The organism is Dyadobacter fermentans DSM 18053, assembly GCF_000023125.1.
GTDB classification, from domain to species: Bacteria; Bacteroidota; Bacteroidia; order Cytophagales; family Spirosomataceae; genus Dyadobacter; species Dyadobacter fermentans.
Map to the genome: position 1 here is coordinate 2,094,009 of NC_013037.1, position 25,210 is coordinate 2,119,218.

The window sequence follows — 25,210 nt, forward strand, 5'->3', positions numbered from 1 at the left end:
ATGGAAAACCAGTCCAGCCGGATATCGGTCTATGCCAGCGACACCAACCAGGTTTTGAGCAGGCTTTTGCAGGTATTCGGCAAAAGCCGCTTCGAGGTGAGCTACATGCAGGTTTTCGCCACGGAAGACGACCATTTAAAACGGATCATCGTGGAAGCCGCATTTCCAAAAGAGATGATGACGTTGATCCTCGCACGCATCGAAAAAATCATAGAAGTACACCGCGCCTTCGCCCACCGTGACGACGACGCGGACCCGACCGCCATTTGAGCGGCCCGTCATGAGTTTTGCCCGTGCTTATGGTTGAATATTGCTACATTTGCAAGCTGGTTTGCCCGGCCCGACATTGCTTACCAATGCCCCTGGATCGACAAAAAGTTATAGAATAAACGGATTAACTCCATGAAAAAGACCGCACAGCGCCGCTCGCTTATATTGCAAAAACTGGATGAGTTGGGTGAAGTGAATGTGAACGATTTGAGTGAAATGCTGGAAGTGAGCGAAGTCACCATCCGCAACGACCTCGACAAGCTGGAAAACAGCAACCTGCTCGTGCGGGCTCACGGCGGCGCTTTCAAGACCAACAACATTGCCCTGACCGTCACGGAAAAACGGAAGATCAACCACGACACGAAGCGGCTGATCGGCAAAAAGGCCGTGTCGCTCATCAACGAAGGCGACAGCATCATCCTCGACTCGGGCACGACGACCTTCGAAATATCCAACAACCTCGAAAAATTCAAAAACCTGACGGTGATCAGCAACGCGCTCGACATCGTCAACAACCTCGCCCAATTTGAGAACTTGCAGGTGTACATGCCCGGCGGTTACCTCAAAGAATTCTCGATGTCGCTCGTAGGCCCGATGGCCGAACGCAACTTCAAACAGCTCTATTGCAACAAGTTATTCCTCGGAATCGACGGCATGAAGGCCAACTCCGGCTTCTTCACGCACTACATGGAAGAAGCGCACCTGAACCAGATCATGATCGACATCGCCGAAGAAGTCATCATCGTCGCCGACTCCACAAAGTTCAAAAAATCCGGCCTGGCATTCATCTGCGGATTTGAGAAGATTAATAAAGTGGTGACGGATGAAAAGATTGAAGAAGCGGATTTGAAGATGCTGAAACAGCATAATATTGAGGTGATTATTGCGTAGGAAGGTAAGTTTTATGACCTTGGAACTCGAAATTGAATGTAGCGGTTGAAAACTGCGAATGTACATTACTAAAAGTTTTTCGAGATGACGTATAAAACAGTTTGTCCGGTAAAAAACAACCAGGTAATCCTGACGCTCCCGCCTGATTTTCGTAATAAAAAGGAGGTGACTGTGTATGTTAACGACCAAATCGATGTGAAATCTCAAAAGATTGAAGCATTGAAAATGGCCGCTAACGACCCGTTATTTCTTGCAGACATCCGCGAGATTCAGGCTGATTTCGGTGCTATCGAAGATGAAACCCTATGATCATAAGAAGATGGTCTATACATCGCGCTGATCTGGATCCCGTAGTTGGTTCTGAACAAGGCAAATCCAGGCCCGTTCTGGTAATCAGCGAAGATACCATCAACAACCTTCTGAGTGTTGTAAATGTAATTCCAATTACGTCCCGGAAGCCAGGCAGGAGAATATATCCCAATGAGGTACTGATCCCGGCAAATAACTTTGGGTTAAGCAACGAGTCCATTATCTTATGCCATCAAATCCGCACATTGGACAAACAAAGGCTTTCTACACATTACGGGTCGGTCAATGACCCTGAAAAGCAGATTGAGATTTTGGACGCGCTTTGCTTCCAATTAGGAATAGAAAAAGGGTAAATTGGAACCTACTGCCAGCTGACCGACGCGCTATTGTATTAGACAAACAATAATAGAAAAGATGAAGGCATATACATTAGACGAAGTTCAGGATAAACTGATCGGAAAAATAGGAACTCCGGAGCGTGATATATTTGAGTATGAACTTCAAATGGACTTAATTGGCAAAGCGATCAAAGAAACCAGAGAAGAAATAAATCTGACGCAAGAGGAATTGGGGAAATTAATTGGTGTTCAAAAAGCGCAAATATCGAGACTTGAAAGTAATGCAAGTAACGCAACAATGGATATGCTATTGAGGGTTTTCACTGCTTTAAAGGCAAAGGTAAAATTGCAGGTGGAGCTACCGAATCTGAACATCAGCATCGGAGAGTAAATGTATCTTCCTAACACCCGCACAATTCTACACACACACATGAAAACCTCCATCTCCCACCTCCCCGACCACAAGCAAGAAGAACTAACAGCGCTCACCAAAGTCATCATAGAAAACACACCAGCCGAAATGATCATTCTTTTCGGCAGCCACGCGCGTGGGGATTGGGTAGAGGATTTTCACGAGAACACTGAATATGTGAGCGATTATGATATTCTCGTCATTACCAACGACAGGAAATCTGCCAAAGACGGCGAAATATGGTGGAATCTTGGCAAGAAGTTAAGCGGTAATGAAGAGAATACAAGAACCACGATCATTCAACACAGCATTGGCTTTGTAAACGACAAAATCGAGCGGAATCAATATTTCTTTGTTGATATTTTAAAGGAAGGCATTGTGCTATTTGATTCGGGGAAATGTAAATTGGCTGAACCGAAGAATTTGAATCCCGAAGAAAGACAGAAGAAGGCGAAAGAGCAGTTCGCATCATGGTTTGACTCGGCAAATAATTTCTTTGAAACTTTCGAATTCCATTTCTATAAAGGCGAAACAAAGCATTCTTATTACAATAATGCCGCATTTGAGCTTCATCAGACAACCCAACGATTTTACGTTGCTATTCTTCTGGTTTTCACCGACTATAAACCTAAGATTCACGACATCGAGAAATTAGGAAATCAGGTTGAAAAACTGCATCCTCATTTTGCAACGGTTTTCCCGAAAAACACGCCCGAGGAAAAGCGATTGTTTGAATTGCTACAAAAGGCATACATCGATTCGCGCTATAATATGAATTACAAAATCGAGAAAGCAGATTTGGAATACCTGGGTGAGCGGGTGAGGCTGTTGAGAGATTTGACGGAACGGATTTGCAAAGAGCGGATTGCGGATATGCGAAATTCGAATCCAGGTTGAGCGTTAAATAACTGCATAAAGATTGCTTCCGGCTCCGGAGGAGCCAACTGTTTATAGCAAAAAAGGTGGTCGAGTTCCCTTGGCTCCGGAGGAGCCTCCTAATCCATTGGCATAACCCAGGAGGCCCCGCCGGGGCCCGGGCATTTAGGGATATGCCCTGCGTAGCTACAAACAGGGAGCCGCGCTGCGGCTACTTCTAACCCTAGCTAGAACCGTCCCTTACGTTGTTCCATTTCTTGAATAAAAAACAACAAAGATAAGTCGTATTAATAGATGACTCGTAGTGTAGTAAATTAAGCAACCCGCTGGCACTGGCCGATCTTTACTACTATCCTTCCTTTTTTTACCATTGGTTGTAAAAAACAATTTTCTAAATTGGTAGTTCATCCTGCGAAAGTTACCGTGCTAAATTAACCCTCCAAAATACTTCGATAATGAACCACTTTTACAACACAATCAAGGTTTGCACTTTCCTTCTTGTTCCTTTTTATGTGCATGGCCAAACAAATCATGCTCAGAGATTGGGCCACCTTAAACAGGAAGTAGCTCGGATTGAGAAGCGAATACAGGAAGAGACCGATACGTTAAGATCAATTAGGACACAAATTGAGATACTCGAAGATCAGCACTTAACGATGAAATTCGGTAGTAGCGGCGACAATATGTCGTTAACAACTACACTTAAAACGGACGGAAAAATCAGAAAATCAAGTGATCCGATTTCGGACGTTATTAAATTCATAAACAAGAAAGACACAGTAAGACTGCTAGGCTATCAGGATAATTATTGGATCGTTTCAAGTGGGGACTATTACGGATATCTATCAGAGATTTATGTGCATGAATCAAATGACGTCTTACTATTTAAGAATACATTAATAAGGCGAGGCAAAGTGCAGGGAAGCAGCCAGCAACAAATTAAAGAAAGCAATACTGAGTACTCCCCAAGGTACGCACCGAGCACAGATACATACCGCATCTCCCCATCTAACCGAGTAATTCATACTGGTCCCAGAGGTGGAAGGTACTACATCAATTCGAATGGAAACAAAACATATATCAAGAGATAGCCCTACTGCTCCGTTTACGGGCGATCCCGGAAGTCAAGCGCTTCATACAGGAGGTGATGACTAGGTCTTACTCGGGAATATTGTCATACCAGAGATTTCGATCTGGCTCCGGAGGTGCCTCCTAATCCATTGGCATAACACAGGAGGCCCCGCCGGGGCCCGTTCCTGGGCCGTGGATTCGGATTAGCTACAAACAGGGTGCCGCGCTGCGGCACTGGCATTTGGCCAACATTAGGTTATTTGCTGTTCTGAAATCCAGCCTCGCAGAGAAACTTATAAATGGGCTTTCCGCCCGGGATTATTCGGCAGCTAAATTATTTCGAACCTCTGCGACATAGTCCGTTGTCACATTCATAGCAGAAGCGATCTGCTCATCGGTCAATACCGATTGTTTGATAAGATTCCTTACGGCGGTTTCGATCTTCTGCTCCGCCTCTGCACGGCCTTCTTCAATTCCTTTCTTCCAGCCTTTCTCCTCGAATATTTCGAAAATATCCATAATCGCTTCTTTTTTTTGATTAGGTACCGATTTAATCAGGTTCAAAAATTGCTCCTCGGTAAGAGGATTCCCTACTAATGTATAAAACAACAGGCTCTTATGCAAGTTCCTGTCCACCTCACTGGCCAGCGTCAATATAGTCGGAAGTAATGTATTTAGCTGGTCTTTCAAAGCGCTGTATTTCATCGCCAGCAGCGATGCGGCCAGGAATTTGTTGTGTAGGCTTTGGATTTCTTCATCAGAAATCTGGCCGAGATCGTGGAAAATGTACTGGTAGTCAGGAATGAATTGCTGTAACGCCGGTTCAGGATTTTCGAAGAGGTCGGCCACCGTCTTGTACTCCCACCGGTCGGCGCCGTGGTAGAGTAGAATAGGGATGATTAGCGAGGGGCTTTCCTTGTTGCCGATCTGTTTCAAAAGCCCTGAAAAGATATAGCTTCCGATCTGGATCGGAGTGTATTTATCGACATAGCTTTTATGCTCTACAAGCAGCGATATTTTCACTTCTCCGTTCCCGCTGGCTTTCTGACAGACATAAACAATGTCTGAAATCGATTTTTGCAGCTCCTTCGAAACGTACGTGTCGGGAAGTTGCCGGAGGGTCGAAAAATCCAGCAGGTCCTGAATGTTTTGAGGAATGCTGGCCCGGAAATAGTCGAGCGCGATTTGCTTATTTCCCATGATGGCCCGGATGAAGGCATCATGCTTTGGTGTGTGTTTGTCCATTTCGTAAAGATAAATGATTGACACATACTAACCTTCCACTCGGATTGTACGAAAACCCTGGCGGGATTTTGGCTTCGTCGTCCCAGCCTGGCCAGCAATGCTTCATTTCTACTCCCCAAAACCCCTGAAAATTTCACAAAAATCTACGTAACCTTTCTTTTTAATTCGTATTTGTTAATTTTTTCTTACGTAATATACTTTCGTTTCAATAATAAGATTATATTTGTTTCGATACCTTTCGAATCAATTACATCTAGACCGTTAACCTTCCATTACTTATGGGGAACAGAATGTTTACTTCAAGCTTTTATCGCGTCCGCGGTACTTATGGGGTGCCGCTGCGGGTGCTCTTCGCAGTGTTGTTTTTGTTTTTTTGTTGTGACCTCGCGCAAGCGCAGACCGGCGGCCGGGGCAGTTTAGTCACTGTGAGTGGGCAGGTTACCGAGAAGGCATCCGGGCAGCCGCTCGTGGGCGTGTCCATCCGTGTGAAGAATACGACCGATGGCGTGGTCTCGGATGCGGATGGGAATTACAAAATCCAGGTGCCTGCGAATAGCACTTTGCTGTTTACGTATATAGGTTATAGTGATGTGGAAGAGGCGGTCGGTAACCGCTCTAACATTTCGCCCCAGCTGGAAAGCAGCGACAAAGCCCTGAACGAGGTGGTGGTCGTGGGTTACGGAAGCCAGTCGAGGCGTGAAATTACCGGCTCGGTGGCTTCGGTGAATGCCCGGCAGATCCAGGACCGGCCCGTGGTTTCGTTCGGCGAGGCGCTGGCCGGGCAGGTGGCCGGCGTGCAGGTGCAGCAAACGTCCGCTGCTCCCGGTGGTGGCTTATCCATCAAAATCCGGGGAACAGGCTCCATCACGGCGGGTATCCAGCCATTGTATGTGATCGATGGTGTGCCGCTGGACAACTCGGTGAGCAATTCGGCGGCACAGGGCGGCGGCATTGGCAGCCAGTCTCCCGTTAACCCGCTGGCGAGCATTAACCCCGGTGATATTCAGTCGATTGACATTTTGAAAGATGCGGCCGCGACGTCCATTTACGGTTCACGCGGGTCGAATGGTGTGGTGTTAATTACGACCAAACAAGGTGCAGCGGGCAAATCGCAGATCACCGTTAATGCGAGCTACGGTTTCCAGGAGATCGCCAAAAGAGTGGGCTTGATGACCAATGAAGAATACGCACGCCGCCAGATCGATATGCGGAATAACGACTGGATTCGTGCCGGGGGAAAAGCGACGGACCCTAACTCGGTACGAAGCGGACCAGGCTTTAAAATCCCCGACGAGTTCAAAAATCCATCGGCCTATCCCTACACCGACTGGCAGGATGAACTTTACCGCACCGCGCCGATGCAAAACTATCAGATCGCAGCCTCCGGCGGGACCGAGAGCGCGCGGTATTACGTGTCGGGTAACTTTCAGAACCAGGAGGGTATCATCGTCAATTCGGGTTTCAAGAAGTATGCATTCCGTTTGAATGTGGATGCCAAAGTTTCGGACAGGATCAGGGTTGGCGCGCGTGTCGCCCCTTCTTACACCAACAACCGCATTGCCACATCCGGCGGTATCCAGGATTATGGCGCGGTGGCGGTGACGGTCATGTCGACCCCGGGTTTCTATCCGGCCAGAAATGCGGACGGCTCCTATTCAAGGTCGTTCACACTGCATTTCGACGATGGTACGCAGCAGAACATCATTTATAACAATGCACTCGCATTTGGTGAGGGTATTCAGAACACAATGAACCAGTTCAGCACCGTGGGCAGCTTGTTTGCCACTGTTGACATTTTGAAAAATCTCCAATTTAAAACCAGCGTCAATGCGGATGTCAACACATTCAGCAACAACCGCTTTTCGCCTTCCTACATCAGCGTAAGCCCTTCCAACGGCCGCTCTTTTTCATCTGCCAACATCAGCTGGATCAATGAAAACACGCTGACGTACGACAATTCATTCGCGGAAAAGCACAATGTGAATGTGCTGGTGGGTTTGACGGGGCAAAAGTCTTCGTTTAACTCTACCACGGTGAGCGCCAACTCTTTCCCGAACGACCTCGTCCCTACGCTCAATGCGGGTATCGTGACAGGCGGAAGTTCAAGCCGCTCGCAATGGACCCTGCTCTCGTTCCTGAGCCGCGCGACTTATAATTACGACGAAAAATACTTTTTGACGGCTACTTTCCGCCGCGACGGTTCATCCCGCTTCGGGGCCGACAATAAGTGGGGTAACTTCCCTTCCGTTTCGGCCGGATGGCGAATCGGACAGGAAAAATTCATGGCTAATGTGCCTACTATCAGCGAATTGAAAGTCCGGGCGAGCTACGGTCTGATCGGAAACAACCAGATCCCCGACTATGCTTCCGTGGGCTTGATCAGCAGCGCTAACTACATTTTCGGAACGGGCGACGGCGCGATCATCAACGGTCTGGCGCAGGGAACGCTCGGTAACACCATTCTGGGTTGGGAAAAAGCCAAAGAACTGGATTTCGGTATTGATATTGGACTCTTCCAAAACCGCCTTTTCCTGAATCTGGATTATTATAACAAACTGACTTCCGACCTGCTCCTGAATGTGCCCGTGCCGCTTTCGACCGGTTTTGAAACTGCGCTGCGCAACCTGGGAAGTCTGCGTAACAAAGGAGTTGAAATTGCATTGGAAACGAGAAATTTCGCACGCAAAAATTTCACCTGGACTACCAATGCGAACATTTCATTTAACACCAATACCGTAGAATCACTGGGAGCCAGCGGCGCGCCGATTATCGTGGCCAACCGCGCGCAGGAAAACTCGCTGACGCACATCACGCAGATCGGAAAGCCGCTGGGAAGTTACTATGGCCTCGTTTTCGACGGCATTTATAACACCCAGGCGGAAATCGACGGTTCCGCGCATTTGCCGAACACATTCCCGGGCGACGTCCGGTTCCGCGACCTGAACAACGACGGCCTGATCAACGATTCCGACAGGACCATCATCGGAAATAACCTGCCCGCATTCACCTACGGCATCACGAATACGCTCAATGTCGGCAACTTCGACTTCGGTGTCTCGTTGCAAGGTGTACAGGACGTAGATGTGATGAACCTGACCAAGCGGAGCGTTTACCGCAATAACGCGTCGCTCTCCAACAACTACTGGCGCTCGCCGGAGGAACCTGGCGATGGCAAAACGTGGGGTGCCAACAATGCCGCCAACAACCGGAACATTTCATCGTACTTCGTGGAAGATGCCTCTTTCCTGCGCATCCGGAACGTGACAATCGGCTATCGGTTCGACAAAATTTTTGGCGGAAAAGTGATCAAGAATGCGCGGGCTTACGTGAACATCCAGAACCTGCACACTTTCACCAAATACAGCGGCTATAACCCGGAAGTGAACACGACCGAGGGTGACCCGTGGATTTCTTCCGCGCTCACGCCGGGCATCGACTATGGTACTTATCCCGTGGCGAGAGCATTCGTATTCGGCCTCAACCTTGGTTTCTGATCCACCTGAACCCTGATCAACCTTAACATTGATTCATTATGATCTCAAAAAATATCAAAATAGCTGTCGCCCTGGTGATCCTCGCGTTTTCGGGAACCTCCTGCGAAGATTTTCTCGAATCAAAACCCATTTCACAGATTGGTGAAACGGACTTTTTCAAAACGGAATCCGATTTCCGCCAAGCAGTTGCCGGTGCCTACAATGCCCTTGGCCAGGTGTATTCGGGCAATGGATATTATTCGCTGCTGGTCGACCTGCGTTCCGACAACACCACCGAACTCGGCCCGGGCGGGGGCGGTAACGATGCCAAAAGGAATATCGACGAATTCCGCGAAACCACTGACAATGAGCACCTCACGGCATTCTGGCAGACGAGCTACATTCTCATCGCGCGGACAAACAGCATTCTGGCCCGCATTGATGCCTCGCCTGTATCGGACAACCTGAAAAAGCAGTTTACCGGCGAAGCCAGTGCTCTCAGGGCGCTCGCCTATTTCAACCTGGTGCGGCTTTGGGGCGGTGTGCCGCTGGTGACCGAGCCCGTTACCGACATCGACGCCAGCTACAAGGTGGGCCGCGCCTCTGTGCAGGAAGTATATGCACAAATCGAGGCTGATCTCGTAAAGGCGCAGGGAATGCTCCCCGCCACTTACCCAGCCGCTGAAACCGGAAAAATCACCAAAGGCGCGGCGGAAAGTCTGCTCGGACAGGTGTATCTCACCCAGAAAAAATACGCCGAGGCAGTTGCAGAGTTCAAAAAAGTAGTGACGGCCGGTACTTACAGCCTATTGCCGGTTTATGCAAATCTTTACAAAGCGGCCCAGCAGGGAAATGCGGAGGCGGTTTTGCAGGTGCAGTACCGAACAATGTCGAATGGCTTAGGCTCTAACCTGCCCAACCACTTCGCTCCCACCGGCTCGCAGGGGATTCTGATCCCTACCGGCGGGGCTTTCGGGTTTAACCAACCGACGGAAGACATCGCAGCGGCCTACAAGGAAGGCGATGTGCGCCGGAACAACATTGGCGATGGCTACACGCTCGCTGGCAACTTTGTAGCCGCCAAATACGTCCGCGGCTATGTGGAGCGCGAAACAGGCGGCGGCAATGCCGACTCGGGCGCCGACTGGTACGTGATCCGCTACGCCGATGTACTGCTGAATTATGCCGAAGCAATCAACGAAGCCAACAAAGCGCCCAATGCGGACGCCTACGCGGCGATCAACCTCGTGCGGAAACGCGCCGGGCTCACTGATCTGTCGGGCTTGACTTATGATACTTTCAAAACGGCGGTTTACGAAGAAGAACGACTGGAATCGCCTTTCGAAGGCCACCGCTGGTTTGATCTGCTGCGCACGGGCCGTGCGATGGAAGTGATGAATTCGAAACTATCCGGCCCCGGCAAGCCAACCGTAGGCGTTTCCACGCCGATCAAGCCTTACCAGCTTCTCTACCCGATCCCGACGCTCGTGGTGACCACCAGCAGCCCGGCGATCGCGCAGAATGATGGCTATTAAAATGATATAATGCGCATCGCGCGGCACGCCAGCCAGCCTGGAAATTCAAACTGATTTTTACCAAAAAGAGTAATTAGCCCCCGCTGATTACTCTTTTACTTAACCCTTAATTACAACCCATTGAACACGATTCACATGTACCGGAGCATTTTTCTGCTCAGTTTCTGCTGCCTCATTATCTGGCCCGGAGCGCACGCGCAAGTCCGGAGTTCGCAAAAATCGGTAGCCGCGGAAAGCCAGGCCGGCGCGGGGCTCCTGCCACTTCCCCAGCAAATGCAGCTCACGGCCAAGCGGTTTTCCATGGGCACAAACTGGCATATCGCGGCCGATCCGGCGCTCGCCGGCGAGCAGGCGGTGATGAGCTTGCAGCAGGGATTGAAAGAGGTAAATCTGGCGCTTAATGTGACCGGAGCAAAGGGCAAGTCTCCCGCCATTCAGCTTATCGTGCAAAACGGCTCGGTCGAGATCGGCGCTAGTGTGGATACCAACCGCGCCGCGCTTACCCGCCAGGCTTACCGGCTGAGCTTGAAACCCGGGCAGGTGACCATCACGGCCAATGCGCAGCAGGGCTTGTATTATGGTGTCCAAACTTTTTTACAGTTGGTCAAAGCCGGCCCGCAACTGCCTGAAGGCGAGATTACCGACTGGCCCAATGTGGAGGTGAGGATGATTTATTGGGATGATGCGCACCATCTTGAAAAGCTGACTGCATTGAAACGGATCATCAGGCAGGCATCTACGTACAAAATCAATGCGTTTTCCATCAAACTCGAAGGGCATTTCGAATACAAATCCGCCCCGGCGATTGTAGAACCTTATGCGCTGACAGCCAAAGAATATCAGGAACTCACAGACTTTGCCAAAGCACACTTTATCGACCTCGTGCCGTTCCTCGACGCCCCGGCGCACGTATCGTTCATCCTGAAACACCCCGAATTCCGGAAACTGCGGCTGATCGACGACATCAATTACCAGTTCTCGGTCACAAATCCGGCCACGTTCAAGCTCCTGGACGCCATGTACAGCGAGTTGATCAATGCGAGCAAAGGCAGCAAATACATTCTCCTTTCCAACGACGAAGCCTACTACACCGGCAAAGCACCATCCGAAAAGGCGATGGCCGACAGTCTCGGAGGCAACGGGCGTTTGCTGGCATGGTTTATGAAAAAACTGGCCGACAGGCTCCACGAGCAGGGTCGCACGGTGCTTTTCTGGGGCGAATTCCCTTTGCGCAAAGAGGACATTACCGCGCTGCCTTCACATATGGTTAATGGGGTTTATAACAAATCCATCGCGGCCGACTATAAAAAGCATGGCATCCGGCAGTTCGTATACACCGCCACGCAGGGCGCCGAGCCCATTTTTCCCAACTACTACCCGAAACACACTAAAACCGCCATCATGGCCGACGGCAGCGACCGCTCCTCGGGGCGGGTGGCGGATATGTTCCGGGAAATCGGGACGGCATTCTCGGGCAATCTGTCATCGTTTATGGGCGTGATCATCGCAGGCTGGGCCGATGCGGGGCTGCATCCCGAAACGTTCTGGCTGGGCTATGCCACGGGCACGGCGGCCGGTTGGAATAATAAAAATCTCACCCCTGCCAATGCTTCCGCACGGTTTATGAATTCATTTTACGGGCCCAGGCAAAAGGATATGGACAGCGTTTACCGCGTCCTGAGCGAGCAAGCCGAGTTCCATACCGAGAGCTGGGATTGGATTCCATCGCCCTGGCGCGCGCCCATCAAAGGAAATTCCGACAGCCTGTTCCTACAACCGGAAAAAGACCAGACCTTGCCCCTATTGCCCTTACCGGCATCCAGCACGCTGGCCGTTAGCAACAAAACTTACCCGGTGAATGCCAAACGCTTTGCCACGGCGCAGTCTATGCTGCCGCGCAATGCCTATGCGCTCCAACTGCTCCGGGAGAATAAATCGCTTGCCAAAACCCAGCTTTACAACCTGGAAGTACTCGAATCGGTGGCGGCGATTTGCGGACAGAACCTCCGCATGCTCGTCGCATTGAACCGGATTTCGGATTTAGTGCAGGAAGCTTCCGCCGCGACCGCCGATCCGAAGCTGGCCGTCAGCAAACTGGATGCGGCGATGGAAATGGTGGGCAAGCTGAAAAACCAGCGCGACAGCACGTTTGCATTTGTCGAAAGCATTTGGTTCAAAGAATGGCAGCCGCTGGTGGAAAAAGCCAATGGGAGGACATTTTTACACCAGGTCGACGACATCAAAGACCACCAGCCCGTGCGCACGATCGACCTCAGCTACCTCATTTACCGTGAGCTTCACTACCCGCTCGATCAATGGTGGAACGATGTGCTGAAAGTGCGGAACGACTTCGCACAGCAGCATAACCTCCCGCTGGTGAACAAGCAGCTCGAATGGGCGCGGTACAGGTGACCGGAGATTGGGCATTCACGATCTTCTACATCCCCGACTCGGGCATGTAGAAGATCTTACCTTCTTTAGTGATCAGGCTGAAAGGACTAATTGTCCCAGGATTGTTAAAGAGTTTCTTTTGCCAGATAACCGCTCCCGTTTGCAGCTTGAAGGCCGCGATCTCCAAATTGTCGGGAGATACGTACACCTTGTCCCCGGCAATCAGAGGATACATTGGAATTACCGGATAGGGACTCGTAGACAGCTTTTTTGTCCAGGAAACTTTCCCTGTGGAAATATCCAGTACCTGCAACGAATACTCGTACTCAGAAGCGCCACCCATGTTTACCCGCACGATCATAGCGATGAAATCGGCCGAGGCACTCCACTTTTTCGACAGTACTTCGCCTTGCTGCGGATAATACTCCCAGAGCTTTTTACCTGTGGCCTTGTCCACCGCCTGCAATCCCTGAACCAAATTACCCATTATAACCCCGATCACACGCGATCCCACGATGAGCGGGCTATCGTGCGCTGCCGTTGTCGTAGAGGGCGTGCTCCACAGTTTCTTGAAAGGCGACAGGCTGTAAGCCGCCAGGCCACTCATTGCCTCCGAACGCACCATATAGTTGTCCGCAAAATCCGGATGGCCCTTCACCGTGGTTGGGAAAATGCCCATTCCGGTAATCCCGGTCCCGTTGGAAGGATTGGAAACAAAATACATCTCATCGTCGTAAAAACTCTTGTTGACATTCACGGAGAGCTTACTATCCTTTGTCACAGCCAATCCGAATTCAACAAAATCCTCGCCTCCGAACGCAGCCTGCTTTTGGGTCCACGACAAGTTTCCCGACGCCTGGTCCACGGCGATCAGCTCTTCACGGCCAATCGTGATGATCTGGTTATCGATAATGACCGGATACGTTTGTTTGCTCCGCATCATTTCCCGCCGTTCCCAGTTCACCTTGCCGGTCGACAGCGATACGGCACTGAGTGAGCCCGTCATATTGCCAGGTACAATATATTGCTCATTGACGATCAACCCGCCCAGGAGCTGGTCGGAGGCAGCGCCGCTTCGTAAAGGCGCCTCCCAAAGTCGCTCCCCGGTGCCGGCGTCGACGGCATATCCAAAGAAGCCGCTGTGAAAGAGGAGCAGGTCTTTGTCACGCGTCTCGCCCGGGCCGCTGTTCAGGACGATACTGGCCGTATCGCCATATACCACTCCGGCGACCGTTTCCACAAATGCCCGATACCATATTTTGCTGGTGTTGATGCTCTCGGTGACGGAAAATTCGAAAGGAGTAGCGGGAATGTTCTGCGCTTTCGCGTAATATTTACGTGTCGGCAGGCTCGGCGTTGTAGCCAGGCACATGCCGTATCCGATTACCGGCAAATCACCCAATTGCATGATTCGTCCCGTGTAGCCGACCACATTCTGCTCGTATTTTACGGCCGCGCCGGTCTCCACGCTGGCCTGCGATCGCAGCAGCAATTCGTCAGAAGTCATTACATAAGCTTCCCTTATAACGTCTTTAACAATGTCGTAGCTCATCCAGATATAGCCATCGTTACACCAATTCTTGCTCCATGAATTCTGGATTTTGAAAGCCTTACGGGCATCATCGTAGCCCACAATGATCATGGCGTGATGGGAAACATCATTCGGGGTGGCGTCCTTCCACACGAACTGACCATCGGGGAAACGCGTAGGCTTTTTGAAATCAGCATTGAGCCTGCCCGCAATTACTACGGGCATATCGTAATACAGGAATTTCTTGATGGCATCGGTGGTGATCAATATCCGTCCCCAGTCGGCTATCTTGTACTTCGCTGCACCGGCAACTTGCTGCGTTCCGGGCTGCGTGTCGCATTCCTGGTCAGTGTAAGGCATGTCTTTCCAGGTACACACGCCCGTATTTTTCAAAAGGTTAAGTGCATCTTCGATATAGGATCCTTTCAAACAATCTCCGGCTTTGATCTTGTTATAAACGAAGGCAGGGCTGAGGACCGTTTCGTTGTTGACCGAGCCGTCCGCAAGTTTGAAATTTGAATTGAATCCCAAACCACTAAAATAGCTGCGCGCTGCATAGGCAACCGCCCAGGCAACACACGATCCCTGCCGGCCCTGACTTTGCACCGGAGGCATGTTCGGCGACAAATCATATTGCGGCGCAAGCTTCGGGTCTTTCTGGGTACGGCCGCCGGGGATCAGCGGTTCGGTGATTATTTTGATTTTTTCGTATTCCGCCGGGTCGAGCACTTCGGCACCATAGCCCACCGTTTCGCCGGGAATCACCTCCTCGTCCGGTTTTGGATCGGGCGGTGTAAGTTCGCTTGGCTTCTTGCTGCAGGCAGTGATAATGACAAATAGAAGGAGGCAGTAAATGCTCGCGTGGAGGCGTAGAGCGCGCAACATGTGGACTAATGGGAGTTGGTTCGAAAATCCATTGAAAATAGCGCACGCACACCCCCGTGCAAATCTGGAAAAGACGTGAGGGCCGGTATTTCTGATGAACCGGCAGTTATTTCTTTTTAAACCCCACGCTACCCGCTTACCTCCTATATCCAATTACTTTATTTGTACTAATTCCAAATTATCGCGTACTTTGCGGCGGTCCTTTCCTCACCGAAATCCGCATATGGACGCTCCCGATCATGAAACGGTAATCCACCTCAACGAGTCGAAGTCGTTTGAGCAGGTCTATCTGATGTATGCGAAGCCGCTTATCAGGTTGTCCTACTCCATGTTGCAGGATGTGCAGGAGTCCGAAGAAATAGTGCAAACGGTTTTCCATTCATTGTGGGAACGGCGAGATACGCTTATTGTTCATTCTTCGATAGAAGCCTACCTGGTGCGCGCCGTGAAGCTGAAAGCCATGCAATACCTGCGCGATAAATCCAATGAACAGAAGCATATCGCCCTGTTTTCGCAGCAGCTCGCCCGCGGACAAAACGATACCGAGCAGCGGATCGAGTACAAGCTGCTCACCGACCGCCTCGAAACCCTCACGGCCGGATTACCCGGACAATGCCAGCAGGTATTCACCCTCAGCCGCAAAAAAGGCATGACCAACAGTGAAATCTCCAGCCTGCTCAATATCACCGAAAAAGCGGTTGAAAATCAGATCACCCGGGCGCTGCGCTACCTGCGCAAGGGCCTGGTGGGGTACATTAATTCCTGATTTTTTTCAGGTCAGCGCGTGGGGGTAGGCGCTGGTTGTGGAACTACTGGTTGTACTATCGTTCCCCAATATGCGCCCCGACCGGCAACTTCTCGACAAATACCTTGCAGGCCAATGCACGCCCGACGAACAGCGTGCCGTTGAGCAATGGCTGCAAGCCGACCGGTTGGATGCCGATTTGCCGCCCGCACCGGACGAAACCGGGGCTACGGAGCGGATCTGGGACGAAATACAGCACCTTCCTTCAAGCCGGCCTGCCCGCAGCACCCGGCTGATGTGGCTGGCCGGGCTGGCTGCCAGCGTACTGCTGGTAGTGGGCATTAGCTGGCTATTCACTCCGGCAAAGACGGTTCGCGTGGCCGAACGGGTGGCGCCGTCTGCCCGGAAACAAACCATCGTCCTGCATTCACCCGCCGGCAAGCGGGAAAAATTCACGTTGCCCGACGGCAGCCGCATACACCTCAACGCCGGCAGCAGCCTGGAATACGCCGAGCCGTTCGACCGCACCGTTGCCTTGCGCGGCGAGGGCTATTTCGAGATCGCCCGCGATACGCTGCACCCGTTCCGCATTGCCACCGCGCGCACGCAGGTAACCGTGCTCGGCACGGTGTTCAACCTGAAAGCCTATGAAAATGAGCCACTGACGGAGCTGGTGGTAAAAGAAGGAAAGGTACGCTTCGCAGACATCCGCGACGAAAGCCGCCAGCTCATCCTCACCGCCGACCAGCGCGGGGCATTTGCCAACGGTAGACGTCCCGAAAAAACGAGCGTCCACCCCGCCCGCTACTTTGCATGGCGCGATAACAGGCTTGTTTTTCAGGACCAGAAACTTTCGGAGATCGTGCCGGTGCTGGAACGCTGGTATGGAGTAAAAATCACGATTCGATCCAAAGAGCTGGCCGGATTGCGCTACATCGGTACGTTTCAGGACCAGTCGTTACAGCGTGTGATGGAGCACATCAGCTATGCGCTGGATTTTAAGTATCAATTAAACGATCACCAATTGACCATCTATTAAATGCCCCTGACAAACCCGCCCCCAGGCCATTCCGCCTGAAATGATTTGAAAAGTCCGGTGCTTCGTCGCCAAACTCACACCGGACCGAACAGCCATTACCTGATTACAGTAATTAACCGTTTTTTCAAAATTATGAAATCTTTATTTCAGAACAGTAGCCCATTTCCCTACCCTACCAAAATACCCGGCTCCCAGGCTCGGCCGTCACGGCTGTCACGCCTTTTCATCCTACTCATATTCATGGCATTCACCGCTGCGAGCGCGCATTCGCAAAGCAGCGTTCTCCAAAAACGCATTACGGTGCAGCAGGCCGACATCGCGCTCGGCGACGCGCTTTTGCTCCTGGGCGACAAAGCGGGATGCACATTTTCATACAGCAGCAGCCTAATCGACCCGCAGCGGAAAGTGCAGCTGCAATACGATAACGTTCCGCTCGGCCGGATCCTCGAAGACCTGCTCGGCGAGGTGGCAAAGGGCGCCCGCGTGCAGGATAATGGAAGCGGTGTGCCGCAGGTAGCGATCCGGCCCGTGCGGCGTACGGGCGCTATCAAAGGGGAGATCCGCACGTCCGACGGCAAGCCTGCCGGGTTTGTGAATGTGAGCATCAAAGGCCTGGGCAAGGGCACCGTGGCCGACGAAAATGGCTCGTTTACGATCCGCAATGTGCCCGACGGCGCGCAAACGGTGGTCGTCCGGCTGATCGGCTATGAGGCCGTGGAGCAGGCTTGCACGGTGGAGCCCGGAATGGTGTCGGAGCTGCCGGTGATCCACATCCAGGAAAGTTCGAGCACACTTCAGGAAGTGATCGTGCAGGGCAATGTGAATGCATTTGCCAACAAGGAAACCGACTATGCGGCCCGGATGCCGCTCAAAAACCTCGAAAACGCGCAGGTTTATAATGTTATTTCAAAAGAATTTCTGAACCAGCAGCTCGTGGTCGACTACAAGGATGCGCTCAAAACCGCTCCGGGCGTGGTGCCGTTCATCAGCGCAGCGGGAACCAACCTGGCCTACATCCGCGGCTTTCCCGTGCAGGCGTCGGTGCGGAACGGCCTCGCCACGCAAACGTGGACGCTCGTGGACCCGGGCAACATCGAACGCATTGAAATCCTGAAAGGTCCGTCGGGGACGCTGTTCGGGGCTAACAATGTGTCGTTCGGGGCGGTGGTGAACCGGGTGACCAAGAAACCGATGGAAACCTTCCGCGGCGAGCTGTCGTATTCGCTCGGAAGCTGGAACCTGAGCCGCCTGCTGGTGGACATCAATGCGCCGGTGAATGCCGACAAAACTGCGCTTTTCCGGGTAAATGCCGCCCTTCACGAAGAGAAAACCTTCCAGAATTTCGGCGGGAACAAAAGCTACATTGTCGCGCCGAGTTTTTCCTATAAAGTGAATGACAGGCTTTCGTTTCTCTTCGAGACGGAGTTTTTTAAAGGACAAATGATCCAGCAGCCCTATAATGTGCTCACCACGGACGTTACCTTCCGTAATCTCAATGCATTAAAACCATTTTACAAAAACTCTTTCGCCGGCTCCGACCTGGAAGGCACCAAAATTTCCAACAACTTTTACGCAGTTTCCAACTACCGCATTTCGGACCGCTGGACGTCCCAAACCGGCCTGGCTTACAGTTTCAACCGCGAAGCAGACCAGTTCCAGCTCACGGCCAACTGGCTGAACGACACCACCGTTGCACGGACTTTCTGGAAAAACCTCCGCCGGGATTTTTCAACGCTCAACCTGCAACAGAATTTCAATGGTGAATACTATACCGGCAACATGCGCCACCGGATCGTGCTGGGCATTAACCTCATCCGCAACACCGACGACCGCTTCGTGGTGGAAGACCCGCGGTACGATACGCTGAACCCCGCGCGGCCATTCAAGCCGTTTTTCAGGGATAAGGCCGATGCCATCGTGGCCCGCTCGACCATCCAGAACTCCCATCTCGACTGGATGACGTACAGTGCCTATTTTTCCAATGTATCCAACATTACCGACCGCTTGCTGCTCATGCTCAGCCTGCGATTCGACCGCTACGACAAAAACAACAGCACCCGAAACGGGACCGTGTCCGTGGACGCCTACCAGCAGAACGCGCTTTCGCCGAAGCTGGGATTGATTTACCAGGTCGTGAAGGACCAGGTATCGCTTTTCGCGAATTATATGAATGGTTTCAACAACGTGGGCCCGGTGACGCAGCCGAACGGCGAAGTCCTCGAACTGAAACCGCAGCGCGCCAACCAATGGGAAGGCGGGGTGAAGATGGAGACGTTCAATAAGAAACTCAGCGCGACCGTCAGCATTTACGACATCCGCGTGAGCAACTCTACGCGTACCAACGAGCAGCAATTTACCGTGCAGGACGGCACGCAGCGCAGCCGTGGTACCGATTTGGAAATCATCGCAAACCCACTCAAAGGACTCAACATTCAGGCGGGTTATTCATACAACAAAAACACCTACCTGAAAGCCGATGAATCCATGGAAGGCAAATGGGTAACCGGCTCGCCGAAGAACATTTTCACCGCATGGCTCACCTACAAGCACACCGGCCGGGTGCTGAACAATGTGGGCGTCGGTTTCGGCGGAAATTATGTGGATGATGTGTTTTACGATGCGGCGAACCTTTTTGTGGTGCCGGCCTACACCCTGCTCAACGGTACGGTCTACTATGAGAAAGCGAAATGGCGCATCGGCCTCAAGGTGAACAACATCACCAATACGGAGTACTTCAATGCATGGAGCTACCCACAGCCGACGAGACAGCTCATCGGTAACCTGACTTTCAAATTCTGACGGATGACCTTCAAAAAAGTCGCCCGCATAATTCACCTCTGGCTCGGACTCGCGTCCGGGCTGGTGGTGTTTATCGTGAGCATTACCGGTTGCATTTTTGCATTTGAAGAAGAGCTTTTCCACCTATTTCACCGGCGGCTCGTGTACGTGGGCGCGCCGGCTAGCGCTCCCGTCCTTCCGGCTTCCCTGCTGAAAGCCCGTGCGCAACAGGCATTGGGTAACGCGGATACGATCAATGCCGTGAATGTTTACGGGGACCCGCGCATGGCCTATGAATTCAATGTCTTCCAGGGATCACATCAGGCGGATAATGGCCTGTTCGAACATCCCGGCCTGAACTGGAAGCGGGTTTACGTGAACCAGTACACGGGTGAGATAAATGGCGTTTTCGACATGGAATGGGAATTTTTTATCACCGTGAGGGCCATTCATCAGAACCTGTTGCTCGATCCGCAGATCGGTAGCCCGATTGTCGGCTCGGCGACGATCATTTTCATGGTGCTGCTCCTTTCGGGCCTGGTGCTTTGGTGGCCGCAAAACAGAGCCGCGGCGCGGCAGCGGTTCCGGTTCAAATGGAAAGAAACCACCCGCTGGAAAAGACGGAATTACGATTTACACAACATTCCCGGGTTTTATGTCCTGATAGTAGGCCTGTTCCTCGGGCTTACCGGAATCGTATGGTCGTTTCAGTGGTGGGAAAATACTGTGTACCGCATGCTCGACGGCCAGGTGGTACAATTTAAACTTGCCCGAAACCCCAACCCCGGCGGAGCACACCACGCTACATTGCTCGACCGCCAACTGGAAACGCTGCGGTCGGTTTATCCTGACTTTAAGCGGATTTATCTTTCAGAAATCTCATCCACCAACACCCTGCTCGCGGCGGTGAACCGTCCCGGCAAAGACCTTTGGACGCACTACGATTACCACCAGTATGACCTCACAACCGGCCGCGAATACGACCGTTTACTGCACAATTCCAAAACCCGCGGCCAGAAATGGCGTAACAGCAATTACGATCTTCACACCGGCAAAACCCTGGGCCTGCCCGGTATGATCCTCGCCTTCGCCGCCAGCCTCGTATGCGCGAGCCTGCCTGTTACCGGGACTATCATTTGGTGGGGAAGAAAGAAGAATCACCAGAAAAAACGCACTTAAATCACCTGCGATTCCTCCGGCAATGTGGCGGCGGCTCCCATGCAAAGAATGCCACGGTATCGGATTTCGGTGATCAGGTTGAGCTTCCAAACCAGTACCCGTTTGCGCCAGCCCGTTGCCTGTTGAAGGTCCTGCTGATATTCGCGCATCACCTGATCTCTGATCTTCTGGCGCACCAGCCTGATTTGAGAAGGCGACTGATTAATGATGAATCCGTTTTTCTCGTCCATAATGAGCTCATTTTGATTTCCTAAGGTACTATTTATCATTCATCAAAATGAGATCTGTCCCCGATTTCTTCCATCCTGCACAAGCTTCAAATATGCCTTTCCGGCAAGCATGATGTAACTGATAGTTTTTGTCGAATTAATTTCGATATTTAGCGTTCCAAACACCTCACTTATCAGTTCCTTTTTTTTGTTCATGAAAAAAATTCTATTGTTTTTTCTGTTGCTGTGCCCTGTCGCCGGCACGTTTTCCCAATCCAAATTCCAGCCGACCACCAACATCCTGCAAACCGGCATCGATTTCAGGACCAATACGCCGCTCACGGGCCGTGAAATGGGTTTTGGAATGCCCGTTTTCCGCATTCATCCGCTCCCAGACGAGTCGTTCGCGCTCATGCTCCGCCAGAAAAAACCGAACAAGGCCATGTGGACGTTCAAGGGCGAGGTGATGGTTTACAATCCTGCAAGCGGACAAATGAAATGGCAGAAAAAATTCAAGTACGCGGAAAGCCAGCTGCTGCTCGACAGCGACGTGATCCTCGAACAGCGGGGCAACAAACTGAAACGCCTCAATCCCGAAAACGGCCTGCCGCTATGGAAAACCAAAGGCATCGCGTACAAAGTTTTTCCCGAAGCGAACCGCGCATTTTGCTACAACGTGCAGGGGGATGGCGGCTATAAAGTAATGCAGGGCATTGACCTGGAAAACGGGCGACAGGTATGGCAGCGCTACGTGCCCGGTGCATTCGGCTGGCAGGACCTGCAAATGCTGAACGATGAAACGGCGCTGATCAAGTCGTCGGGCTTGCATGTGGTGCGGGTTACCGATGGCGATGGCTGGTCTGTGGACCGCGTATCGCATGCCGAAAAAGTGGATATGAAGCAAGTCGGGCTGGCTGTGCTTACGGTAGCAGTTGCCACTGCCGGGACCGCATTCACCGGCAGCCCATACTATGCGGTGCCGATCAGCGGAAATGGCTATACGAATCTTTTTCTGAGTATTTGTTCTAACGTGGTCTTCGAAAAAGATACGGTGTTCTTCGCTGCCAAGAACAAGATCAGCCGCCATTCGCTGGACGGCAGAACGATTTGGTCCACGGCGCTGAACGAGAAGCAAACCAGCAAATCGCATCTTTTCAAGGAAGGTAACGTGCTCTATATGATCAACACGGGGCATGCGATAAAAAATGGCCAGGCGGCGCGTTTCGGCACTCCGTTTATTGCGGCATTCGACGCAACCACCGGCCGGGAGCTTTTTATGAAGGTGTGGGGCGAACGTAAAAATTACTTCACGGACTACATGATTCAGGGCCGCGACCTGTACCTGCTCTACCGCGACAAGCTCGAAGTTCACGAGTTTTCGCCCGAAGGGCTTACCCAAAAGGACATGATGACCATGCATACAGGCGACGAGATGCAGTCGTTCGTATCGGACGAATTGTTTGCCAAAAAAGATTCGGCCTGCTTGCAGCTAAGCCTCGACCGCGACCATTATTATATCCACTCCGAGGCCGGCGATCTGCTCAAATTCAACAACGATTTTCTGCTCGTCGAAAAGGTCGACAAGGCTATCCTGTACCGGAATTACTTCGAAAACGCCGATTTCAGGTTTTTGGGCAACGCCAAAGAGACATTTGTAGTAAACAAAACCGATAACCTGCCGGTAGCACATTGTGAAATCCCGCATAACGCGTCGCGTTTCGGGACCAGGTTTTATTACCGGAAGTCGAACCTCAACATTGCAGAAATGGATATGCGTCCGTTTATGAGCGCGTTTGGCGGGGCAGTCGGCAGGCAGAACGATTAGAGGCGATATCTGGCCTTGTAATCCAGCGGCAGGAGTCCAACCAGCTTTCGAAAAACCTCCCGGAATGCCTTTTCGTCGTTGTAGCCGCAACCGAGCATGATTTCCCAAACGGTTTGGTTGGTTTCTTCGAGCGCTTTTTTGGCCAGTTCCATTCTGGCGCGCTGGATGTATTGCATGGGCGTGTTGCCGGTGGCGCGGATGAACCGGCGGTCGAAGTTCCGCCGGCTTGTAGCCAGGTCCGAGGCCAGCATTTCCAGTGATATCTTTTCGCTGATGTGCTCTTCGATGTACTCCTGCGCCTTGATAATGACCGGGTCACCGTGGCGTTTCTGACCTGCAAAGACGGCGAATGGCGATTGGGTGCTCCGGCCGATGTCGATCTGGAACATCTTCGCGCACAGGACTGCCGTGGACCGGTCGAAGTACTTTTCCACCAGCATCAAGGCCAGGTTGAGAAATGAATAGCCGCCGCCGTTGGTGTAAATGCCCGGGGCTTCGGTGAGCACGTCTATACACACCTTCACTTTCGGAAACATAGTCCGCAGGTCGTAGGCCGCATCCCAGTGGGTCGCACACCGCTTCCCGTCGACCAGCCCGGTTGCCGCGAGCAGAAACGCGCCCGTGCAAATGCTAGCGACCTGGGCTCCAAGCTGGTGCTGCGTCCTGATCCATTCCACCATCGCGTGCGAGCTGCCCAGCATGGTTTTGTACTGCTGGGATACGGAGGGGATGATGATCAGGTCCGGCTGCGACACGCTGGCGATAGAAGTCGATTTTAGTACCGGGAAATGCATGTCGGACGGGCTTATCTGCGGTCCCTGCCCTGCCAGCACCATATTCAGCCTCAGCTTGTGGCCGTGACTTTGCCAGTGTTCATCGGCCCATTGCAATATTTCACTCACAGCGGTAATGCTGCTCCAATTGATCAGACCTTCGGGAACGAGGAATACGATTTGAACCTGCATGGCATTTTGGTAATAGACGGCTGCAAAGATAGGCAGCCGGCCCTGTCCATATTAACCCGAAAATCGTCTTTAAAGCACTTTTCTTGAATAGACCTTGGGCAGCACTAGCGCGTTTTGCCCTGTTAGAACTCCTGATTTATAAAAAACGACTGCGCACGTTTAGTGAATGAGCCCGCTGAGTTGTCTATCAGAAAAATGTTTAACAGCGATCCCGATTCGCTACGGATTTGGGATCAATCCTGTCCCAGGTTTATGAAAATCGAAGTAATTGATCAATATGGAGAGGTAAAAGCCTCTGGCACAGTGGCTGATGGAGGTGAGATGTCCTCGCCCTATTATAAAACGTCCTATTCAACGGTTGAAAAGTATTGGACGAGCAGCACGACTGAAATATCTGCCGGACAAAGTCACATTGCTGTACATGATGTAGATGTGAAAGAACAAGTTAGTATAAAAGCTTCCGACGCACCGGTGACGGTAGGCCTGCTGTTTCTCGAAAAGGGCAATATCCGTGTGAAGCAGCCGGACAAGTCGTTCCGCGAAATCGGCACGCTGCAACACAATCTGATTTACAACGCCCATCAAACCGAAGAAACGCTCTTTGCCGCCGGACAAAACATACGGCTGACCGTCATCCATCTTTCACCCGACTATTTTTTCCGGCTGGCAGAGGGCGGCAGTCCCTCCATCGACCGGATGGCTACCGATATGGCCAAAGGGAACGGCCATTCGTTCGCCGCCGGTAATCATTTGCAAATATCATTTCCAATGCTCAAACTATTAAACTCGCTCGATTCGGGTGCGTACAATGTGGCTTCGCTTCGCTTGTACACCGAGGCGAGGATATTGGAATTGCTGTCGCTGCAAATAGCGCAGATAGAGGACAATTCACAGAATTCAGTCTTGTCCAAACTAAATGATGGCGATGTAAAAAGGCTAAACCTGGCCAGGGAATTTATATTATCCGACATTTCTTTCACCCCGTCGCTTGAAGCCATTTCGCTTGAAGTAGGAATGAATGTTTATAAATTAAAAACAGGTTTCAAAGCATTGTTCGGCCAGTCCTTATTCAACTACCTAAGAGAAGAACGATTGACCACGGCTTATCAGGAAATTGCCAAAAGAGACCGCTCTTTAACCGAAATAGCCTATCAAACCGGGTTTGCATCAATCAGCCATTTCAGCGATGCATTCAAAAATCGGTATGGTGTTTCTCCCAGTCAGCTAAGGTAATGTGATTTTC

Annotated in this window: 19 protein-coding genes; 15 read left to right on the forward strand and 4 right to left on the reverse strand. The window is 51.6% G+C overall.

What is annotated here, in order from left to right; genetic code table 11:
• From DFER_RS08460 to DFER_RS08485, 6 genes are all read left to right on the forward strand, one after another.
• Positions 1–270, forward strand: a complete 270-nt coding sequence (locus tag DFER_RS08460) for an ACT domain-containing protein (RefSeq protein WP_015811210.1) — start codon at positions 1–3, stop codon at positions 268–270.
• Positions 271–402: 132 nt separating this feature from the next.
• The gene (gene agaR / locus DFER_RS08465) at positions 403–1,161 is read left to right on the forward strand and encodes a transcriptional repressor AgaR (RefSeq protein WP_015811211.1); all 759 of its coding nucleotides are present in this window, start codon (positions 403–405) and stop codon (positions 1,159–1,161) included.
• 84 nt (positions 1,162–1,245) lie between these two features.
• A complete protein-coding gene (locus DFER_RS08470; protein WP_015811212.1) occupies positions 1,246–1,470 on the forward strand; it encodes a hypothetical protein in 225 nt (74 codons plus the stop codon).
• Positions 1,467–1,823 (forward strand): type II toxin-antitoxin system PemK/MazF family toxin, encoded by a 357-nt coding sequence (locus tag DFER_RS30870; protein WP_015811213.1) that lies wholly within the window; start codon positions 1,467–1,469, stop codon positions 1,821–1,823. Before DFER_RS08470 ends, DFER_RS30870 begins: the two co-directional genes overlap by 4 nt.
• 61 nt (positions 1,824–1,884) lie before the next feature.
• Complete coding sequence (locus DFER_RS08480; RefSeq protein ID WP_015811214.1) at positions 1,885–2,199, forward strand: helix-turn-helix domain-containing protein; 315 nt, start codon at positions 1,885–1,887, stop codon at positions 2,197–2,199.
• A 39-nt stretch (positions 2,200–2,238) separates the two neighbouring features.
• On the forward strand, positions 2,239–3,117 hold the full coding sequence (locus DFER_RS08485) for a HEPN domain-containing protein (protein ID WP_041734839.1): 879 nt from the start codon (positions 2,239–2,241) through the stop codon (positions 3,115–3,117).
• Positions 3,118–4,485: 1,368 nt separating this feature from the next.
• Here the strand turns inward: DFER_RS08485 and DFER_RS08495 are convergent.
• Complete coding sequence (locus tag DFER_RS08495; RefSeq protein ID WP_187293442.1) at positions 4,486–5,367, reverse strand: Rpn family recombination-promoting nuclease/putative transposase; 882 nt, start codon at positions 5,365–5,367, stop codon at positions 4,486–4,488.
• Positions 5,368–5,690: 323 nt separating this feature from the next.
• Between DFER_RS08495 and DFER_RS08500 the strand changes: the two genes are divergently transcribed.
• The 3 genes from DFER_RS08500 (at position 5,691) to DFER_RS08510 (ending at position 12,832) form a co-directional block, all read left to right on the forward strand.
• A complete protein-coding gene (locus tag DFER_RS08500; protein WP_015811218.1) occupies positions 5,691–8,906 on the forward strand; it encodes a SusC/RagA family TonB-linked outer membrane protein in 3,216 nt (1,071 codons plus the stop codon).
• A gap of 38 nt (positions 8,907–8,944) precedes the next feature.
• On the forward strand, positions 8,945–10,420 hold the full coding sequence (locus DFER_RS08505) for a RagB/SusD family nutrient uptake outer membrane protein (protein WP_015811219.1): 1,476 nt from the start codon (positions 8,945–8,947) through the stop codon (positions 10,418–10,420).
• Positions 10,421–10,540: 120 nt separating this feature from the next.
• Positions 10,541–12,832, forward strand: a complete 2,292-nt coding sequence (locus DFER_RS08510; RefSeq protein ID WP_222837315.1) for a glycoside hydrolase family 20 zincin-like fold domain-containing protein — start codon at positions 10,541–10,543, stop codon at positions 12,830–12,832.
• A 25-nt stretch (positions 12,833–12,857) separates the two neighbouring features.
• Here the strand turns inward: DFER_RS08510 and DFER_RS08515 are convergent, their stop codons facing one another.
• Complete coding sequence (locus DFER_RS08515) at positions 12,858–15,227, reverse strand: outer membrane protein assembly factor BamB family protein (RefSeq protein WP_015811221.1); 2,370 nt, start codon at positions 15,225–15,227, stop codon at positions 12,858–12,860.
• Between the two features lie 223 nt (positions 15,228–15,450).
• Between DFER_RS08515 and DFER_RS08520 the strand changes: the two genes are divergently transcribed.
• The 4 genes from DFER_RS08520 (at position 15,451) to DFER_RS08535 (ending at position 20,968) form a co-directional block, all read left to right on the forward strand.
• Positions 15,451–15,993, forward strand: a complete 543-nt coding sequence (locus DFER_RS08520; protein WP_015811222.1) for an RNA polymerase sigma-70 factor — start codon at positions 15,451–15,453, stop codon at positions 15,991–15,993.
• Positions 15,994–16,030: 37 nt separating this feature from the next.
• A complete protein-coding gene (locus DFER_RS29125) occupies positions 16,031–17,011 on the forward strand; it encodes a FecR family protein (RefSeq protein ID WP_143828695.1) in 981 nt (326 codons plus the stop codon).
• A gap of 132 nt (positions 17,012–17,143) precedes the next feature.
• A complete protein-coding gene (locus DFER_RS08530) occupies positions 17,144–19,810 on the forward strand; it encodes a TonB-dependent receptor (RefSeq protein ID WP_143828696.1) in 2,667 nt (888 codons plus the stop codon).
• A gap of 3 nt (positions 19,811–19,813) precedes the next feature.
• Positions 19,814–20,968, forward strand: coding sequence for a PepSY-associated TM helix domain-containing protein (locus DFER_RS08535; protein ID WP_015811225.1), 1,155 nt, complete (start codon positions 19,814–19,816; stop codon positions 20,966–20,968).
• On the opposite strand, the gene DFER_RS08540 is transcribed toward DFER_RS08535, so the two are convergent.
• Positions 20,965–21,198 carry a hypothetical protein gene (locus DFER_RS08540; protein WP_143828697.1) on the reverse strand — a complete coding sequence of 78 codons (234 nt, stop codon included), beginning with the start codon at positions 21,196–21,198 and terminating at the stop codon, positions 20,965–20,967. The two genes, DFER_RS08535 and DFER_RS08540, sit on opposite strands and share 4 nt — an antisense overlap.
• 193 nt (positions 21,199–21,391) lie before the next feature.
• On the opposite strand from DFER_RS08540, the gene DFER_RS08545 reads away from it, so the two are divergent.
• Positions 21,392–23,002 (forward strand): outer membrane protein assembly factor BamB family protein, encoded by a 1,611-nt coding sequence (locus tag DFER_RS08545; protein WP_015811227.1) that lies wholly within the window; start codon positions 21,392–21,394, stop codon positions 23,000–23,002.
• Here DFER_RS08545 and DFER_RS08550 read toward each other — a convergent pair.
• A complete protein-coding gene (locus DFER_RS08550; protein WP_015811228.1) occupies positions 22,999–23,967 on the reverse strand; it encodes a GlxA family transcriptional regulator in 969 nt (322 codons plus the stop codon). The two genes, DFER_RS08545 and DFER_RS08550, sit on opposite strands and share 4 nt — an antisense overlap.
• 252 nt (positions 23,968–24,219) lie before the next feature.
• Between DFER_RS08550 and DFER_RS08555 the strand changes: the two genes are divergently transcribed.
• Entirely contained in the window at positions 24,220–25,200 is a 981-nt protein-coding gene (locus DFER_RS08555; protein WP_015811229.1) for a helix-turn-helix transcriptional regulator, read from the forward strand.
• Positions 25,201–25,210 lie beyond the last annotated feature (10 nt).

What these genes read in the sequence shown, in the direction of transcription:
- DFER_RS08485 (WP_041734839.1), top strand. Translation starts at nt 2,239, where the DNA reads ATGAAAACCTCCATCTCCCACCTCCCCGACCACAAGCAAGAAGAACTA.
- DFER_RS08460 (WP_015811210.1), top strand. Translation starts at nt 1, where the DNA reads ATGGAAAACCAGTCCAGCCGGATATCGGTCTATGCCAGCGACACCAAC.
- DFER_RS08505 (WP_015811219.1), top strand. Translation starts at nt 8,945, where the DNA reads ATGATCTCAAAAAATATCAAAATAGCTGTCGCCCTGGTGATCCTCGCG.
- DFER_RS08480 (WP_015811214.1), top strand. Translation starts at nt 1,885, where the DNA reads ATGAAGGCATATACATTAGACGAAGTTCAGGATAAACTGATCGGAAAA.
- DFER_RS08515 (WP_015811221.1), bottom strand. Translation starts at nt 15,227, where the DNA reads ATGTTGCGCGCTCTACGCCTCCACGCGAGCATTTACTGCCTCCTTCTA.
- DFER_RS08535 (WP_015811225.1), top strand. Translation starts at nt 19,814, where the DNA reads ATGACCTTCAAAAAAGTCGCCCGCATAATTCACCTCTGGCTCGGACTC.
- DFER_RS08530 (WP_143828696.1), top strand. Translation starts at nt 17,144, where the DNA reads ATGAAATCTTTATTTCAGAACAGTAGCCCATTTCCCTACCCTACCAAA.
- DFER_RS08520 (WP_015811222.1), top strand. Translation starts at nt 15,451, where the DNA reads ATGGACGCTCCCGATCATGAAACGGTAATCCACCTCAACGAGTCGAAG.
- DFER_RS08500 (WP_015811218.1), top strand. Translation starts at nt 5,691, where the DNA reads ATGGGGAACAGAATGTTTACTTCAAGCTTTTATCGCGTCCGCGGTACT.
- DFER_RS08555 (WP_015811229.1), top strand. Translation starts at nt 24,220, where the DNA reads ATGAAAATCGAAGTAATTGATCAATATGGAGAGGTAAAAGCCTCTGGC.
- DFER_RS30870 (WP_015811213.1), top strand. Translation starts at nt 1,467, where the DNA reads ATGATCATAAGAAGATGGTCTATACATCGCGCTGATCTGGATCCCGTA.
- DFER_RS08545 (WP_015811227.1), top strand. Translation starts at nt 21,392, where the DNA reads ATGAAAAAAATTCTATTGTTTTTTCTGTTGCTGTGCCCTGTCGCCGGC.
- DFER_RS08495 (WP_187293442.1), bottom strand. Translation starts at nt 5,367, where the DNA reads ATGGGAAATAAGCAAATCGCGCTCGACTATTTCCGGGCCAGCATTCCT.
- DFER_RS08540 (WP_143828697.1), bottom strand. Translation starts at nt 21,198, where the DNA reads ATGGACGAGAAAAACGGATTCATCATTAATCAGTCGCCTTCTCAAATC.
- DFER_RS08550 (WP_015811228.1), bottom strand. Translation starts at nt 23,967, where the DNA reads ATGCAGGTTCAAATCGTATTCCTCGTTCCCGAAGGTCTGATCAATTGG.
- DFER_RS08470 (WP_015811212.1), top strand. Translation starts at nt 1,246, where the DNA reads ATGACGTATAAAACAGTTTGTCCGGTAAAAAACAACCAGGTAATCCTG.
- agaR (WP_015811211.1), top strand. Translation starts at nt 403, where the DNA reads ATGAAAAAGACCGCACAGCGCCGCTCGCTTATATTGCAAAAACTGGAT.